General features: G+C 31.1%; 18 protein-coding genes. 4 read left to right on the top strand and 14 right to left on the bottom strand.

Going from position 1 to position 16,776, the window contains the following annotated elements:
• Positions 1–76: 76 nt before the first annotated feature.
• The 5 genes from gpmI to HMPREF2953_RS02810 form a co-directional block, all read right to left on the bottom strand.
• Positions 77–1,594: a 2,3-bisphosphoglycerate-independent phosphoglycerate mutase gene (gene gpmI, locus HMPREF2953_RS02830; protein ID WP_002448105.1), complete on the bottom strand. Its 1,518-nt coding sequence runs from the start codon at positions 1,592–1,594 to the stop codon at positions 77–79.
• A 2-nt stretch (positions 1,595–1,596) separates the two neighbouring features.
• Positions 1,597–2,358, bottom strand: a complete 762-nt coding sequence (gene tpiA / locus HMPREF2953_RS02825; protein ID WP_070671695.1) for a triose-phosphate isomerase — start codon at positions 2,356–2,358, stop codon at positions 1,597–1,599.
• 111 nt (positions 2,359–2,469) lie between these two features.
• Entirely contained in the window at positions 2,470–3,660 is a 1,191-nt protein-coding gene (gene pgk, locus HMPREF2953_RS02820) for a phosphoglycerate kinase (protein ID WP_070671694.1), read from the bottom strand.
• 144 nt (positions 3,661–3,804) lie between these two features.
• A complete protein-coding gene (gene gap / locus HMPREF2953_RS02815; RefSeq protein ID WP_002448134.1) occupies positions 3,805–4,812 on the bottom strand; it encodes a type I glyceraldehyde-3-phosphate dehydrogenase in 1,008 nt (335 codons plus the stop codon).
• Positions 4,813–4,858: 46 nt separating this feature from the next.
• The gene (locus tag HMPREF2953_RS02810) at positions 4,859–5,878 is read right to left on the bottom strand and encodes a sugar-binding transcriptional regulator (protein WP_070671691.1); all 1,020 of its coding nucleotides are present in this window, start codon (positions 5,876–5,878) and stop codon (positions 4,859–4,861) included.
• 267 nt (positions 5,879–6,145) lie between these two features.
• Here HMPREF2953_RS02810 and HMPREF2953_RS02805 point away from each other — a divergent pair, with 267 nt between their 5' ends.
• On the top strand, positions 6,146–6,373 hold the full coding sequence (locus HMPREF2953_RS02805; RefSeq protein ID WP_002448224.1) for a hypothetical protein: 228 nt from the start codon (positions 6,146–6,148) through the stop codon (positions 6,371–6,373).
• A 52-nt stretch (positions 6,374–6,425) separates the two neighbouring features.
• Here HMPREF2953_RS02805 and HMPREF2953_RS02800 read toward each other — a convergent pair whose 3' ends face one another.
• Complete coding sequence (locus HMPREF2953_RS02800) at positions 6,426–7,214, bottom strand: hypothetical protein (protein WP_070671689.1); 789 nt, start codon at positions 7,212–7,214, stop codon at positions 6,426–6,428.
• Positions 7,215–7,402: 188 nt separating this feature from the next.
• On the opposite strand from HMPREF2953_RS02800, the gene HMPREF2953_RS11420 reads away from it, so the two are divergent.
• From HMPREF2953_RS11420 to HMPREF2953_RS02790, 3 genes are all read left to right on the top strand, one after another.
• On the top strand, positions 7,403–7,573 hold the full coding sequence (locus HMPREF2953_RS11420; RefSeq protein WP_002448117.1) for a hypothetical protein: 171 nt from the start codon (positions 7,403–7,405) through the stop codon (positions 7,571–7,573).
• A 268-nt stretch (positions 7,574–7,841) separates the two neighbouring features.
• Entirely contained in the window at positions 7,842–8,741 is a 900-nt protein-coding gene (locus tag HMPREF2953_RS02795; protein ID WP_002455607.1) for a TIGR01777 family oxidoreductase, read from the top strand.
• Between the two features lie 17 nt (positions 8,742–8,758).
• Positions 8,759–8,941 (top strand): hypothetical protein, encoded by a 183-nt coding sequence (locus HMPREF2953_RS02790; RefSeq protein WP_002448125.1) that lies wholly within the window; start codon positions 8,759–8,761, stop codon positions 8,939–8,941.
• Positions 8,942–8,993: 52 nt separating this feature from the next.
• Here the strand turns inward: HMPREF2953_RS02790 and clpP are convergent, their stop codons facing one another.
• From clpP to lgt, 8 genes are all read right to left on the bottom strand, one after another.
• Positions 8,994–9,581 carry an ATP-dependent Clp endopeptidase proteolytic subunit ClpP gene (gene clpP / locus HMPREF2953_RS02785; protein ID WP_049335079.1) on the bottom strand — a complete coding sequence of 196 codons (588 nt, stop codon included), beginning with the start codon at positions 9,579–9,581 and terminating at the stop codon, positions 8,994–8,996.
• A 315-nt stretch (positions 9,582–9,896) separates the two neighbouring features.
• Positions 9,897–10,841, bottom strand: coding sequence for a DNA-binding protein WhiA (gene whiA, locus HMPREF2953_RS02775; RefSeq protein ID WP_070671687.1), 945 nt, complete (start codon positions 10,839–10,841; stop codon positions 9,897–9,899).
• Between the two features lie 97 nt (positions 10,842–10,938).
• The gene (yvcK, locus tag HMPREF2953_RS02770; protein ID WP_070671686.1) at positions 10,939–11,925 is read right to left on the bottom strand and encodes a gluconeogenesis factor YvcK family protein; all 987 of its coding nucleotides are present in this window, start codon (positions 11,923–11,925) and stop codon (positions 10,939–10,941) included.
• Positions 11,922–12,836 carry an RNase adapter RapZ gene (rapZ, locus tag HMPREF2953_RS02765; protein ID WP_064206819.1) on the bottom strand — a complete coding sequence of 305 codons (915 nt, stop codon included), beginning with the start codon at positions 12,834–12,836 and terminating at the stop codon, positions 11,922–11,924. The genes yvcK and rapZ overlap by 4 nt, the downstream gene beginning before the upstream one ends.
• A 153-nt stretch (positions 12,837–12,989) precedes the next feature.
• On the bottom strand, positions 12,990–13,931 hold the full coding sequence (gene trxB / locus HMPREF2953_RS02760) for a thioredoxin-disulfide reductase (RefSeq protein ID WP_070671684.1): 942 nt from the start codon (positions 13,929–13,931) through the stop codon (positions 12,990–12,992).
• 63 nt (positions 13,932–13,994) lie between these two features.
• Positions 13,995–15,434 (bottom strand): tetratricopeptide repeat protein, encoded by a 1,440-nt coding sequence (locus tag HMPREF2953_RS02755; RefSeq protein WP_070671681.1) that lies wholly within the window; start codon positions 15,432–15,434, stop codon positions 13,995–13,997.
• Between the two features lie 17 nt (positions 15,435–15,451).
• Complete coding sequence (locus tag HMPREF2953_RS02750) at positions 15,452–15,931, bottom strand: acyltransferase (RefSeq protein ID WP_070671679.1); 480 nt, start codon at positions 15,929–15,931, stop codon at positions 15,452–15,454.
• Positions 15,931–16,773 carry a prolipoprotein diacylglyceryl transferase gene (gene lgt / locus HMPREF2953_RS02745; protein ID WP_049335075.1) on the bottom strand — a complete coding sequence of 281 codons (843 nt, stop codon included), beginning with the start codon at positions 16,771–16,773 and terminating at the stop codon, positions 15,931–15,933. Before lgt ends, HMPREF2953_RS02750 begins: the two co-directional genes overlap by 1 nt.
• Between the last annotated feature and the right edge of the window lie 3 nt (positions 16,774–16,776).

Below are 16,776 nucleotides of genomic sequence, written 5' to 3'. Positions count from 1 at the left end.
ATTTAATAAAATATTTATACTAAGATGACTTAATATTAAAGAATAATATTAAATCATCTTAGTATTTACAACTTTACTAATGCTTAATTAAAGATTCACCTGTCATGTCTGACGGTTGTTCAACATTTAATAAGTCTAGTAATGTAGGTGCTAAGTCACCTAAACGACCAGTTTCACGTAATGTTACATCTTCTTTAGTAACAATTACTGGAACTGGGTTTGTAGTATGAGTAGTCATAGGTTGATCATCATCAGTTAAAACTTGATCTGAGTTACCATGGTCAGCTGTAATTATTGCATAGCCATTCATATCTAAAATTTTATCAACCACTTCCCCTAAACATTCATCTACTGCTTCAATTGCTTTGATTGTTGGTTCAAGCATACCACTATGACCTACCATGTCAGGGTTAGCAAAGTTTAAAATAATTAAATCTAAATCACCTTTGTCTAACTCTTCTAACAATGTATCTTTAACTTCGTATGCACTCATTTCAGGTTTTAAATCATACGTAGCAACTTTAGGTGAATCAATTAAGCGACGACGTTCACCTTCAAATTCTTCATTACGTCCACCACTCATGAAATAAGTAACATGGGGGTATTTTTCAGTTTCTGCAATACGTAATTGTTTTAAATTATTATTTTGAGCAACTTCACCAATTGTATTAGTTAAATCAACTTTTTCAAATACGACTTCTGCATCAACATTATCATTATATTTAGTAAATGTTGCATAGAATAAATCATTTACACGCTCAACTTTAAAGCCGTCAAATGCTTTATTTGTAAATATTTCAGATAATTGTGCTGCTCTATCAGGACGGAAATTGAAGAAGATAACAGCATCACCATCTTGAACACCTTCATTTTGTCCTTCAACTATGAAAGGTTCAACAAATTCATCTGTAACGTCATTTTCATAATTCGCTTCTACACCTTCTTTAGCGCTCGCATAAGAAGGTCCTTCGAAATTGCGAATAGCATTATAAGCTTTTTCTTCACGATCCCAACGTTTATCACGGTCCATAGCGTAATAACGACCTGAAATCGATGCAAATTGACCTACACCAAGTTCTTTGAATTTAGCTTCTGTTTCTTCAATATATTTAATTGCTGATTTTTGATCTACATCACGACCATCTAAAAATGCATGTACATACACTTTATCTAAACCTTTTTGTTTAGCAAGTTCTAATAATGCAAATAAATGTTTGTAATGACTGTGAACACCGCCATCTGAAAGTAAACCAAATACATGTAATGCTGAATCGTGATCTTTAACGTGTTGAGCTGCTTTACCTAACACTTCATTTTCGTAGAAATCACCATCTTCAATGGATTTATTAATACGAGTTAAACTTTGATAGACAATACGACCTGCACCTATATTCATATGACCTACTTCAGAGTTACCCATTTGACCTTCGGGAAGACCAACATCTAAACCACTTGCTTCAATTTGAGTCGTAGGATATGTGTTGTAATAACGATCGAAATTGGGTTTATGCGCTTGTTTTACTGCATTACCATGTTCACTTTCACGGTTAGCAAAACCGTCTAAAATAATTAATGCTGTTGGTTGTTTAGCCATAATTATTTAGCACCTTCTAACAATTGTACAAAATCATCTACTTTAAGTGATGCGCCACCAACTAATGCACCATCGATATCTGATTGAGCCATATATTCTTTAACATTATTTGGTTTCACACTACCACCATATTGAATACGAGTCGCATCAGCTACATCTTGACTAGACACGTCTACTACTGTTTTACGTACTTGTGCACACATTTCATTTGCATCTTCTGAAGTAGCTGATTTACCAGTACCGATTGCCCAAATTGGTTCGTAAGCAATGACAACTTCTTTAAGTTGATCTTCTGACAAGCCTTTTACTGCTTCTTTTACTTGGTTGCTTACTACTTCGTTAGCTTTGCCATTTTCTCTTTCTTCATCTGTTTCACCAACACAAATAATTGGTGTCATTCCATGATTAAATACTGCATGTGCTTTTTTATTTACATCTTCATCTGTTTCATGGAATAATTCACGACGTTCTGAATGTCCAATAACGACATATTTAACACCTAAATCAGCTAATGCCACTGGAGAAGTTTCTCCTGTATATGCACCATTATCTTCAAAATAAGTGTTTTGAGCACCAATTTTTAATCCTTTTGCTTTGCCATCATTCACTAGAGAGATTAATGCATCTAATTGAATTGTTGGCGCACAAATTACTGATTCAACTTCCTTTTCATCAGGTAATGTAGGTAAATTGTTTACAAAGTCTTTAGCTTCTTGAACTGTTTTATTCATTTTCCAGTTACCAGCTATGATTGGTTTTCTCATTATTGACACTCCTATTATTAATAAATTTAAAATTAATTATAAATATTTACGTTCTTTTATTGTTTTCCCATGAAAATCATAAAAGAAACATTTTTATTATTCAAATAAATATTATTTATCGTTAATTGCTTTGATACCAGGTAATTCTTTACCTTCAAGGTATTCTAATGAAGCACCGCCACCAGTTGAAATATGAGTGAAATCCTCTTCAAATCCTAGTGAAATTGCAGCCGCTGCTGAATCACCGCCACCGATAATTGTGATTGCATCTTCTAAGTTAGCAATTGCTTTACATACACCAATTGTACCTTTAGCAAAATTACTAAATTCAAATACACCCATAGGTCCGTTCCATACTACTGTATGAGCACCTTGTAATTTTTCAGTAAATAACTCTATTGTTTTTGGTCCAATATCCATTGCTTCTTGATCACTTGGAATTTCATCAATAGATACTTCAGTGATTTTAGCATCGTTTGAAAATTCTTTAGCTACTTTACAATCAACAGGTAATACAATTTGATCGCCATTTTTTTCTAAAAGTTCTTTAGCAAAGTCAATTTTATCTTCTTCTAATAAAGATAGACCAATTTCTTTACCTTGTGCTTTTAAAAATGTATATGCCATACCGCCACCAATAATGATTTTATCAGCGATATTCACTAAATTTTTAATAACACCAATTTTGTCAGATACTTTAGCACCACCTAAAATAGCCACAACTGGTTTATGTGGATCATTTACCACACCACCAATAAATTTAATTTCTTTTTCTATTAGGTAACCTGCAGCTGTTTCTAGATGAGTAGAAATACCAACATTTGAAGCATGTTCACGGTGTGCAGTACCAAATGCATCATTTACAAACACATCACCTAATGATGCCCAATACTTACCTAATTCAGGATCATTTTTAGATTCTTTTTTACCGTCTAAATCTTCAAAACGAGTATTTTCAACTAATAATACATCGCCTTCATTTAAATTTTTAATTGCAGATTCTAATTTTTCACCGCGTGTTTCTGGAACAAACACAACTTCTTTGCCTAATTTTTCAGTTAATGAATCTGCTACTGGTTTTAAAGTTAACTCTTTTTTATCACTTTCTTCTTTAACTTTACCTAAGTGAGAGAATAATACCAATTTACCGCCTTGTTCTAAAATATATTTAATTGTTGGTAAGGCTTGAACAATACGGTTATCATTTGTAATTTCACCATTTTTTAAAGGTACGTTAAAGTCAGCACGTTCAAGTACAACTTTTCCTTTTAAGTCTAAATCAGAAACAATTTTTTTTGCCATTATAATTTCCTCCTTTAAATAGAAATTATTAATATAAAAATAAGCGGAGAAGCGTTAGTGCTCCCCGCTTACTCATAAGCTAACTTAATTCAACATTTTATATAAGTGTACTGAGCACAAGTTTTATTAAACTAGGCTACGAAATTATTTAGTTAATTCAGCTAAATATTCTAAAGTACGTACTAATTGAGAAGTATAAGACATTTCGTTGTCATACCAAGCAGCTACTTTAACTAATTGTTTGTCGCCAACTGAGATGACACGAGTTTGAGTTGCATCGAATAATGAACCAAAGTTCATACCAACAATATCTGATGATACGATTTCATCTTCAGTGTAACCGAATGATTCGTCAGCAGCATTTTTCATTGCTTTGTTAACATCTTCAACTGTTACTTCTTTTTCTAATACAACTGTTACTTCAGTTAATGAACCAGTAGCTACTGGTACACGTTGTGCTCCACCATCTAATTTACCATCGATTTCAGGAATTACTTTACCGATAGCTTTAGCTGCACCTGTTGAGTTAGGTACGATATTTTGTGCTGCTGCACGTGCACGACGTTTGTCACCTTTTCTGTGTGGACCATCTTGAGTCATTTGGTCACCAGTGTAAGCATGGATAGTTGTCATTAAACCTTCAACAATACCAAATTCGTCATTTAAAACTTTAGCAACTGGTGCTAATGAGTTTGTAGTACATGAAGCACCTGATACTACTGTTTCAGATCCATCTAAGTCTTTGTGGTTTGTGTTAAATACGATAGTTTTAACATCACCTTTGGCTGGAGCAGAAATTAATACTTTTTTAGCTCCTGCATTAATGTGTGCTTCAGCTTTTTCTTTTTCTGTATAGAAACCAGTACATTCTAATACTACGTCGATATCTAAATCGCCCCATGGTAATTTACTTGCATCTGGTTCTTCAAAAGATTTAACTTCTTTACCATTTACACGGAAACCACCTTCAACTACTTCTACGTCTCCGTTAAAGCGACCTTGCATAGTGTCATATTTTAATAAATGAGCTAACATTTCGTCGTCTGTTAAGTCGTTTACTGCAACTACTTCAATACCTTCTACGTCTTGAATTCTTCTGAATGCTAAACGACCAATTCTACCAAAACCATTAATTGCTACTTTTACTGCCATTATAATGGCCTCCTTTAAAATGATATTTAAAAAGTTAAATAACTTTTTATTCCTTATTTAGTATTACTTTAGCTGCTGCTTCATCAGTAATTAATATTGTATTTTGGGGGGCAATACTGAGATATGCTTTGATAGCTTCTCCCTTAGACATGCCACCAGCAACAGCATATATAAAATCTTTGCTTTCTAAATCTTCAAGTTGTAATCCAATAGTTTTTACTTTTTGAACTACATGACCTTGAGCGTCAAAATAATATCCGAAAGCTTCTCCAACGGCTTGATGATGTTGAAGTCTTTCAATCACCTCATCAGATGATTGTCTACGGTGCGCCATCTTCAGCGCATCACCAATACCGTGTATTGTTATATTTGCTTGTTTAATCTTTTCTAATGTATGCACAACTGATGGTTCCATCAGTAATGTATTATATGTTGATTCGCTAACATTATCTGGTACATATAGCGTGGTATAATAACCGCCACTTTGTTGTGCCATACTTGCTGCAATTGTATTTGCTTGATAAACCATATTTTCACCAAGACCACCACGTGCAGGAACAAAAAACACATTAAATGGTAATAAATGCATTGCTCGGCTAACATTAGCCATTGTTGATCCACCTGTCACTGATACAATTGCATCTTCATACAATATATCTTCTAGTAAATGACCTGCTTGTCTACCCATCTCAGACTTAACTTCTTCATGCATGTCAGCATTTCCAGGTATGACATATACTTCTTTAATTCCAAAGTTGGACTTAATATGTTTAGCGTAATGATTATCATCTTTATACACTTTAAAGTAATCACTTAATTGATTAAGTACTTTTGTACCTTCTTCAGTGATTTCCATACCAGTTGATTTTACTTGTATAAGATTTTGCTTTTTTAATATGTCTGTTTCTGTTCTTAAGACTCTTTCTGTAATATCCATATGTTCGCTTAAACTTCTACGCCCAACAGGTTCATTATTTGAAATTGTCGTTAAGATAGAGAAACGTCGATACATTTTATCAACTAAGTCAGGAACCAACTTTTGTTGTAGTTTAATCAGGTCTTTCACTACTACCTTCCTCCTATTTTTCTCAAAAGATAATCGAGAGTTAGAGGAGGTTTGACTTTTTTTGTCCCAGGTGGGACAAAATTCAACCTCTTTACAATTGCAATACTACTATTGTCGTTATAAAAAAGCAAGTGAAAACCTTTATTATTTTAAATAATCTGTTAAATATTTAAAATAGGGTATAGTAAATGCAATAGAGTTAACCTTATAGGTTTTTCAAAAATAATGAATTATAATTTAAACATTAACTAGATAGGAGGAATCACTTTGAAATATAAAGACAATAAGGATGTAGAAGTTTTAGATCCTTCTGATAATAGATATAAAGATGATGACTATTTTAAAAGAGAACAAGAATATCGAGATATTTCTGAACATCACAATACAATACGATATCACTATGGTTGTGGTTGTCCTTTTGGTTGTTTCTCTTCTATTTTTATATCGATTGTTCTTTCAATTATCTTAACATTCTTGCTTAACTGGATATTTTAAAAAAACCTAGAGATACACACATGGTAAAATGTGTATATACCTAGGTCTTTTTTTATTCTTCGTTTGAAGATCTTTGAGATTGTTGGGTATTACTTTTTGATTCTGAAGTAGTTGAACTAGATGATTGTGTTTTAGGTTCGGTAGTAGATGGTTGCATCGTTGATTTTTGTGTTTGGGATGACTGATTTGTATTAGCTCGTTCTTGTGTAGTAGTTGTGTCATTGTTACTTGACTTATGTTGTGATGTTTCAGTTGAAGCATTAGAACGAGAAGATTGACTTGACTGAGTGTTTTCATTTGATTTATCTGTTTCTTCTTGCGTTGCTTTTTCTTGAGTTGGTGCGTTTTCTTTTTGTTGAGTTTGTGAGTTTTCTTTTTGTTGAGTACTTTGAATTTGATTTGTATTAGGTTGTTTTGTAGATGTTTCTTTAGAAGATTGCTGCGTTTGAGCTGTTTTACCTTGATTAGTAGGTTGTACTTTCATTGAATTATTTTGCTCATTAGAATAGTTATCAGTTACATTTGGATTTTTTACGTTATCTAATTTATTTTCTTTACTATTATTTGTATTGTTTTCACTTGTTTTATTTTCTCGCGTACTTTCTTCATTCTTTTTATCACTTTCAGTATCTTTATCTTTCTTATCTTTATGTTCTTCCGTTGACTGATTATTTAAACGTTCATTGACTCTGTTTGAATTATCCACAAAAGCAAAAACTGCAAACACCAATCCACCAAGTAATAGAAGCACAATAAGTGTACTAATTATTTTAGAAATACTACTCATTTTTTTCTTTTCATGTGCTTCATAGTCTTTAAGATTTCTATTTTTTTTTGACATGGACTCCCTCACTTCTTAATTATCTATTCATCCTTTAATATAGCAATCTATTTTACATTATTTCCTTTTAAAAAAATATTAAAAATACTTAAGTACATATATAAATGGAATACTCATTCAATTATATATGATAACATCATATATAAATAACTACACTATCAATATGATGTAAATTTTGGAGTGACAAAATGAAAAAAGATACTTTTAACACATTATTCAAACATCATTCAAGCAATAAAATTAAATCTATGATGTTAAGTAATGATGATTTTGATGAAAGTAAAAACTCAAAATTTGATATATTTATTGGCATTTTAATTCCTATAATCATATTATTCTTAATCTTATTTATAAAGTAATATAATAGAAACTTGAAAGAGAAGAGAATAGAAAGAAATTAAAATGACTTTTGTTTTGTAAATTAGTATATTAAAGGTATAAACATACTTTTTAAATATTCTACTATTCTCTATAGCAAAGCTATACTTATATTATAGCTAAATTTAGGTAATTTAATGACCGTATTTTCTAAAGTTAATGACATAATCTTAAATGCTTTTTGAGCATCTTTCTCTACATTGTCATTAAAAAAATTTATTTTCTTTATAAAAAATGAGGTGTTAGTAAATGAAACAATTTTTAATTACTGGTGGAACTGGAATGGTAGGCAGTCATTTAGTAAATGAAATTAAAAAAAGAGAGGCTCATATTACAATTTTAACTCGTAGTGATAAACAAAGTGATGAGCCTAAGATTACGTATGTTAACTGGTCTAAAAAAGGATGGGAAAATCAAGTACCAGATATTGATGTAGTCATTAATTTAGCAGGAGCTACATTAAATAAACGTTGGACATCCTCTTACAAACAAACGATTATGACAAGTCGTATTCAATCGACTGAATCTTTAGTTCATTTATTTGAGCAACGTCAACATAAACCTGAAGTGCTTTTTAATGCAAGTGCTATGGGTTATTATCCTCCAAGTTTACATCGAACTTATACAGAACAATATCAAACACTTCCTTTTGATTTCCTGTCAGATGTCGTTTATCAATGGGAACGATTTGCTCGTCGTTTCGAAAATTTTGGTACACGTGTTATATTGGGAAGATTTAGTATGATTTTGTCTTCTGAAGGTGGCGCACTTCAAACGATGAAACTACCATATAAATTCTACGTAGGCGGCAAATTAGGTTCTGGCCGTCAATGGTATTCTTGGATTCACATAGATGACTTAGTGCGTGCGATTTTATTTACAATTGACGAATCAAATGCAAAAGGTCCATTTAATATGGCTTCTCCAATTCCTGAACGTCAAAATTTATTTGGTTATACGCTTGGACGTACGATGCATAAACCACATGAAACGTGGGTGCCATCATTAATTATGCGTGCTGTACTAGGAGAAATGTCGACAGTAGTTCTCGATACTCAAAAAGTCTTACCTAATAAATTAGAAGCATTAGGGTTTAATTTTAGATATAATAATTTAAAAGTTGCACTTGAAGACTTAATTAACGAATAGTATTTGGAGATTTAGTAATGAATGACAACAAGTTAACGTATATCTTACTACTTATCGCTAGTGTATTTTTAATTTTAAATGGTATCTTTGCTTTCGAAAAGAGTATTATTATGGTACTTTTATCTTTTTTCTTTATTATTATAGGATTATTATTAGGGTTTGTAGCTATACATTATTTATTAAAAACTAAAAAACCATAAAAAAAGGAAGAGCATCAATGCTCTTCCTTTTTTACATGTTAAACAATTCTATTTACATATCTTCAGGTTGCATTACATGATCAATTAAACCATATTCTTTTGCTTCATCAGCAGTTAAGAAGTTATCACGATCAGTATCTTTTTGAATTGTTTCAATACTTTGACCTGTACGTTCAGCTAAAATACGATTTAATTTTTCACGTGTTTTTAAGATATGATTAGCAGCAATTTCAATTTCTGTCGCTTGACCTTGAGCGCCACCTAATGGTTGATGAATCATAACTTCAGCGTTTGGTAAGGCAAAACGTTTACCTTTTGTACCAGCTGCTAATAAGAATGATCCCATTGACGCAGCCATACCAATACAAATTGTTTGTACATCTGGTTTAATGTGTTGAATTGTATCGTAAATAGCAAATCCTGCTGTTACACTACCACCTGGAGAATTGATGTATAAATAAATATCTTTTTCAGAATCTTGAGCTTGTAAGAATAATAATTGTGATACAATTGAATTTGCAACATTATCATCAATTGCTGAGCCTAACATAATAATGCGGTCTTTTAATAGACGAGAATAAATATCATATGCGCGTTCACCACGATTTGTTGTTTCAATAACTGTAGGAATTAAATTCATTATATTTCCTCCTTGTAATTAACTGTTATATTTATTTTACAATAAAAGTCAAAAATGGTCAAAAATAATACCTTTACATTTATTTGACGTTGCGTTTTATAATTTTATACACTATTCATATATTCAAATTGTACTGTTAATTATATATTTAGTACAGAAATTAGTTTTTATATTATACTCCTCGTAGTGTAATGGATATCACGTAAGATTCCGGTTCTTAAGATAGAGGTTCGATTCCTCTCGAGGGGGCTATTATTAAAAATAGGATGAAACGTTATATTAATGTTTCATCCTATTTTTAAAACACATTTTATTTTATAATTCGACTTTTTCTCCATTTCTAATTTTATCAGCGAGTTCATTTAATTTTCGTAAGCGATGATTTACTCCTGATTTAGAAATAGGCCCATTTGATATCATTTCTCCTAATTCTTTCAAAGAAATTTCTTGATGTTCTACTCGTAATTTTGCAATCTCTCTTAAACGATCAGGCAAATTATCTAAACCCATTTCTTCATCAATTAATTGAATGCTTTGTACTTGTTTCATAGCTGCACTCACAGTTTTATTTAAATTAGCTGTTTCACAATTTACTAGTCTATTGACAGAGTTTCTCATATCTCTCACTATTCTTACATCTTCAAATTTTAATAGTGCTTGGTACCCCCCTATCAAACTTAAAAACTCAGAAATTTTCTCCGCTTCTTTCAAATAAGAGATACTTCCTTTTTTTCGTTCTAAATGCTTAGCATTTAGTCCATAACTGTTCATTAGTTTAGTTAATCCCTCAGCATGCCCTTCATATTGAGAAAAAATTTCTAAATGGTAGGAAGAGGTTTCTGGGTTGTTTACTGATCCACCCGCTAAAAATGCTCCCCTTAAATAGCTTCTACGCATTTCATCATCTTTAATCATACTCGCATCAATATCATGAACAAAAATACCATTTTTTAAAATACCTAATTCATCAAGTATTTCTTTAACACGTACTTTAGTTCGACAAATATAGATATTATTCTTTTTTAATTTCATTTTTTTTCGTACTAAAATTTCTACTTCCACATTAAAAATACGCTTAATTAATGAATATATTCTTCGAGCCGTAGTCGCATTTTCAGTTTGAACATTAATTACAAATTGTTGATTAGATAAACTGAGTGCACCGTTCATCCGAATCAAAGCGCTAAGTTCAGCTTTAGCATTACTTTCATCGACTTCAATACGGGTCAATTCACTTTTCATATCTGATGCAAAACTCATTGATGCTCCCTCCTTTTCTCATCATCATTATTATATGTAATTAACATCTCAAAATATATAACACTCTATATCAAATTATTTTTAAATTCATTAAAATTTATTTTTTAGGTTTAAATTGAATTGTACTTGTTAATTCAAGTGCTAAATCATATATAAGGTTAGCAAGCACCTTTGTATTATGACGAACGAGGACGTGGTCATAAACTTCTACAAGATTTTTAGAAGTAATCATTTTAATATGATTTTCTGTTAATTTTATTTTATTCATATTAACAGGATGAGCATTACGTTCTTTATATCGTTGAAGAATCTGTTCATCAAATGCATCATTACTACAAATAACATAATCAATAAATGGTTCTCCAGCATGTTGATGAATAGCTTTAATATGATCGTAGACATCATAATCATTTGTTTCTCCTGGTTGAGTCATAATATTAGATATGTATAATTTCGGTGCTTGTGAACTTATTATTGCTTTAGAAATACCTTCAACACACAAATTTGAAATTACACTCGTATACAGTGAACCAGGACCTAGAACAATTAAATCTGCTTCTTGTAAAGCATCAACAGCTTCTTGCATGGGTTCTACATTAGATGGTTCTAAATAGACACGTCGAATTTTTTTATTTTTTTTAGGTATTTTAGATTCACCTTCAACAATCTCACCATCTTCTAATACAGCATTTAACATAACATTAGTATTAGTAGATGGAATCACTTTTCCTTTAATGTTTAAAATTTTACTTAATTCTTTCACTGCATGACCAAAGTCATTTTTTATATTTGTGAGTGCTGCAAGTAATAAATTACCTAATGAGTGACCTTCAATTTGATGTTCTTCAAAACGATACTGAAATAATTCTTCTAGAATAGGTTCCGCATCACTTAGCGCTGCAATGACATTTCTAATATCTCCTGGAGCAGGAATAGACATTTCATCCCTAATTTTACCTGTACTACCACCATCATCTGCGACTGTAACAATAGCAGTGATATCTATTGGATATTCTCGTAATCCTCTAGCTAGTACTGAGAGTCCCGTACCTCCTCCGATTAGTACTACTTTCAACTGTTTCATTTCTTCACGCCACTTTCAATATGTGCATCTCTATGATGAACATACACATTATAATCAAATATATCATTTAACTCTTCTCCGATACGCTTAGCTAAGGCTACAGAGCGATGTTGTCCGCCGGTACACCCTATTGCTATAACCAGTTGCGATTTACCTTCTTTTTTATAACCTGGAATCATAAAAATAAGTAAATCCATTAGTTTTTCAAAGAAAGTTTCAGTTTCTTTCCATTTCATCACATAATTATAAACTGCTTCATCTTCTCCAGTCATCGGTCTCAAGTCTTCAACATAATATGGATTAGGTAAAAAGCGTACATCGAATACTAAATCAGCATCTTTCTGAATACCATGTTTAAATCCAAAACTAGTTACATTAATACTAAATGAATTCATTTTTTCATTGGCGAAACGACGTTTGATTCTTTCTTTTAATTCTTTAGGCTTTAACTCTGTAGTATCAATAATGTAATTCGCTATTGACCTAATATTTGAAAGCAATTGTTGTTCTTCTAGAATTGAATCAATTAAAGACATTTGACCATTTTGATTTAAAGGATGCGCTCTACGTGATTCTTTATATCTAGAAATTAATTTTTCAGTTGTAGCTTCTAAAAACATAATATCTACAATAACATCATTTCGCGTTTTAATTGCATCAATTTCATCTACAAGTGATTTAAATAACTCTTTTCCTCTTAAATCAATTGCAATTGCTACTTTTTGAAGTGAAGGATTACCTTGCTCCATTAACTCCACAAGTTTAGGTAGTAATATAGGCGGTAAATTATCTACACAGAAAAAGCCAATATCTTCTAAACATTGAATAACTAATGATTTACCAGCGCCAGACAATCCCGTAATAACTAATAGTTCACTTTTGCTCATTTCATCATTTATTTGATTAACCATTCTAAGCACCATCCATTTAAGCATACATATATTTATATAACATCATAGCATATATTTTTACATTGCTAACAATTTGTATCGACTTTACTGCTAAGAAAAAAGCTAGTAATAATACTTCTATCAGAAGTGATTATTCTAGCTTTAATTAATATCTTAAGCTTCTTCTTTATCATTTAATTCTTCGATATAATCAATTGCACTTTGTGCAGCAATACTACCATCACCTGTAGCAGTTACGATTTGACGTAATCCTTTATCTCTCACATCTCCAGCTGCAAAAATCCCTGGTACAGAAGTAGTCATATCATCTTTTGTAATAATATAGCCCATATCATTTGTAATACCTAAATTATTAAATGGTGCTGTTAGAGGTTTCATACCAATATAAATAAAGACACCGTCTGCATCTAACGTTTGCTCAGACGCATCTTTTGTTGAAACTAACGTTACAGATCCTACTTTTCCATCTTTTTCATTAATTGATTTCAAAGTGTGACTCCAAATAAAATCAATTTTTTCATTTTTAAATGCACGATCTTGTAGAATTTTTTGGGCTCTTAGTTCGTCTCTTCGATGAACAATTGTTACTTTATCAGCGAATTTAGTAAGGAATGCACCCTCTTCTACCGCTGAGTCGCCGCCACCAATAACAAATATATTTTTGTTTTTAAAGAATGCGCCATCACATACTGCACAATAACTTACACCACGACCACCTAATTCTTGTTCACCAGGGACACCAATTTTTTTATATTCTGCACCTGTTGAAACAATCACTGCTCTAGCTGTTATTGTTTTATTTCCTAGATTAATCACTTTGTGATCGCCATTATCTTCAATTGATTTGATATCTCCATATTGATAAGAAGCACCAAATTTTTTCGCATGTTCAAACATTTTTGTTGATAAATCTGGACCTGTAATCATTTCAAAGCCTGGAAAATTTTCAACTTCTTCCGTATTTGCCATTTGTCCTCCAGGCATACCGCGTTCAATCATCACTGTATTTAGATTTGCACGTGATGCATAAACTGCAGCAGTCATTCCAGCTGGTCCAGCCCCAATTATCGCAACATCAAAATCTACTTCGTTCATTTTTATACCTCCTACGTTTATATTAATACGCGCATTATATAGTATTATTTGCTTTTCATAAATTTATATGCTCAATAATTTATCAATTGCGTTATCTAATTTATATCTTGTAGTATTAAAAATTTCAATAATTTTCTTTTTAGTTATATGCTTTTTATGATAACGGTAATATAAATAAACATGTGCCGCAATATATCTATTTAACTCTTTAAAATTAACGCCTTCAACGATTAAAGCTTCTCCTTTATCAATCCAACTGACAAATAATTCTGTATCAAACGATAGTTCTTCAACGTCATATATTTTCTTTAAGCCTTTATGAATAAAATCAAGCTTATTTAAATGTAATCCTTGAACTAAGTAAGTTAAATATAACTTTTCATAGTCATTCATGTTTTCCAATACTGACCAAATGTCTTCAGTCATTAGTATTTCTTTTCCATTTAACTGATTTAATAAAAATACGCCATATAATCGATAATGACTGTCATCATCTAATAATAAAGGTAATATTTTTTGTTCAAATGTGTATTTACTTTCTTCTAATACCCATGGGGCATACCCCACATTTACTTCAGAAATTTGCAATAATTTATCCCAAAATAGTTTACTTTGTTCTTTATTTCCTAAGTAATAATAGTTATAACTTAAAGCATTAAACATTTGAACTGAAACAAACTTACCCTTTTTATATAAAGGTAATAAAAGTTGTTGAGACGCTTTGTACTGTTTAAGATAACTTAGTACAATACCTAACTTAAAACTTTCATCTTCATTCATCGGCATCACTTTATTTAATATTTTTATATATTTGTGATACTTCTCTGTTTCATTAGTATTATATAATAGCAATGTATAATGACATAGTGCATGAACATCCGAGTTATCTTCAGCAAGCAATGTTTCGAATAATTCTTTAGCAATCTCATATTCACTCAAATAAAGATAACACATTGCTAGTAAATTTCTAATAACGCGATGCGACTGAATATCATCGTTTTGTTTTAAAATATACGTTCGTGCTTCTTGTAACCGTCCTTGAGCGAATAAATATTGAAATAATAATTGAACTGCAAATAATTGTGCTTCCATTTCAATTTTATTTTCTTCAATATAAGAAACTTCGAACATGTTTTCTAATTCTTCTCTAAAAGAATCATCATTTGATAAAACTACATAATTAATACCAAACAAGAAGGCCTTGTTTGGCTCATTAAGTTTAATATTCAGTTGACTCAATTGATAATAACTTTCTGATACATTATGATCATTTATAATGCTTTCATAAAACATTCTTTCTGCTTTTTTATTCAAATTCAATTCATTTAAACAATCGGCATACTTAAGTTTTATATCAAAATCTTCAGGTGACAAATCTAGCACATTTCCATAATATTCAGCTGCTTTTCTATAATTTCTCTGTTTATATTTTTGATCTGCCATCTTTCGATAAAAATTCTCATCAAAAGTCATTGGAATAATTTTTTGTTCCTTTCGTGCCATGCTTTGTCACCACTTTCTTATTTATTATGAATTTGCATGGGGTTTCCAAAAGCAATAGTATCATTGGGAACATCTTTAGAGACGATAGTACCTGCTTTAATCATAACGTTATGACCGATTTTCACTCCAGGTAAAATGGTCACATTTGCTCCAATTAAAGTATGAGAACCAATGTCCACTCGTCCATAACGATACTCATTTACTAAAATTTCATGCGTTAATATTGTTGTATTATAACCAATAACAGTATTACTGCCAATAGATATTAACTGGGGATGAAAAATATCAGGCATTACCTTATAGGCAAATGCAGTTCGTTCCCCAATTGACATCTTCAAGAAATGAATATAAATATATCGTTTCACATTTAAAAAAGGAATAAATCGACTTATTTCTATTATTACTGTATTTTTTAACACTTTAGAAAAACGAACAAATTGGTAAATGCGCCATAAGGGATTCATCGACTGTGTATTAATAATAGTTAATCGTCTCATTATTTTACTTTCCCTCTTGAATTCCAAGTTAATGGTCCAGCATTTTTATAAATAGCTGGTTGATATTTTATTCGACGATAGATAATCAAAGTCATACCAATAATAATTAAAATAATTGAAACAAGTTGAGCTACGCGAATATGACTTGTTAACATTAAACTGTCTGTTCGTAATCCTTCAACGAAGAAGCGCCCTATTGAATACCAAATGAGATATAATGAAAATGTTTCTCCAACGCGTAGATACTTTCTAAGAGTAATTAATATAATAAAACCAAGTATATCCCAAATAGATTCATATAAAAAAGTAGGATGATAGTATACACCTTCAATATACATATTTCGAATAATAAATTCTGGAATATGCATATTTTCTAGAAATGCTCTTGATACTGGTCCGCCATGAGCTTCATGATTCATAAAATTGCCCCATCGTCCTATACCTTGAGCTAATATTATACTTGGTGCAACAATGTCTCCAATTTGAAAAGGATTAAGATTTTTCAATTTACATAGAATAATTCCAGTAATAAAGCCACCTATTAATCCACCGTGAATAGCTATCCCGCCATGCCAAATTTTAGGTATTTCTGATGGATTTTCCATATAATAAGGCCATTGAAATATAACAAAATAAATTCTTGCAACTAGAAATCCGAAAATTGCACAATAAAAGATAATATCTACTAATGTATCTTTATGTAATCCTATAGATTTCAAGCTTTCTTGAGCAATAAAATATCCAATCAATATTCCTACTGCAATAATAATTCCATACCATTTTATCGATAAAGGACCTATATCGATAGCAGTAGGATTAATATAATTCAAATTAAAAAGCATATA

The sequence above is a fragment of the Staphylococcus sp. HMSC072E01 genome, from assembly GCF_001814125.1.
Lineage (GTDB): Bacteria > Bacillota > Bacilli > Staphylococcales > Staphylococcaceae > Staphylococcus > Staphylococcus hominis.
Note: the sequence above shows the minus strand (reverse complement) of the source record. Positions and strands in the feature narration are given on the sequence as shown.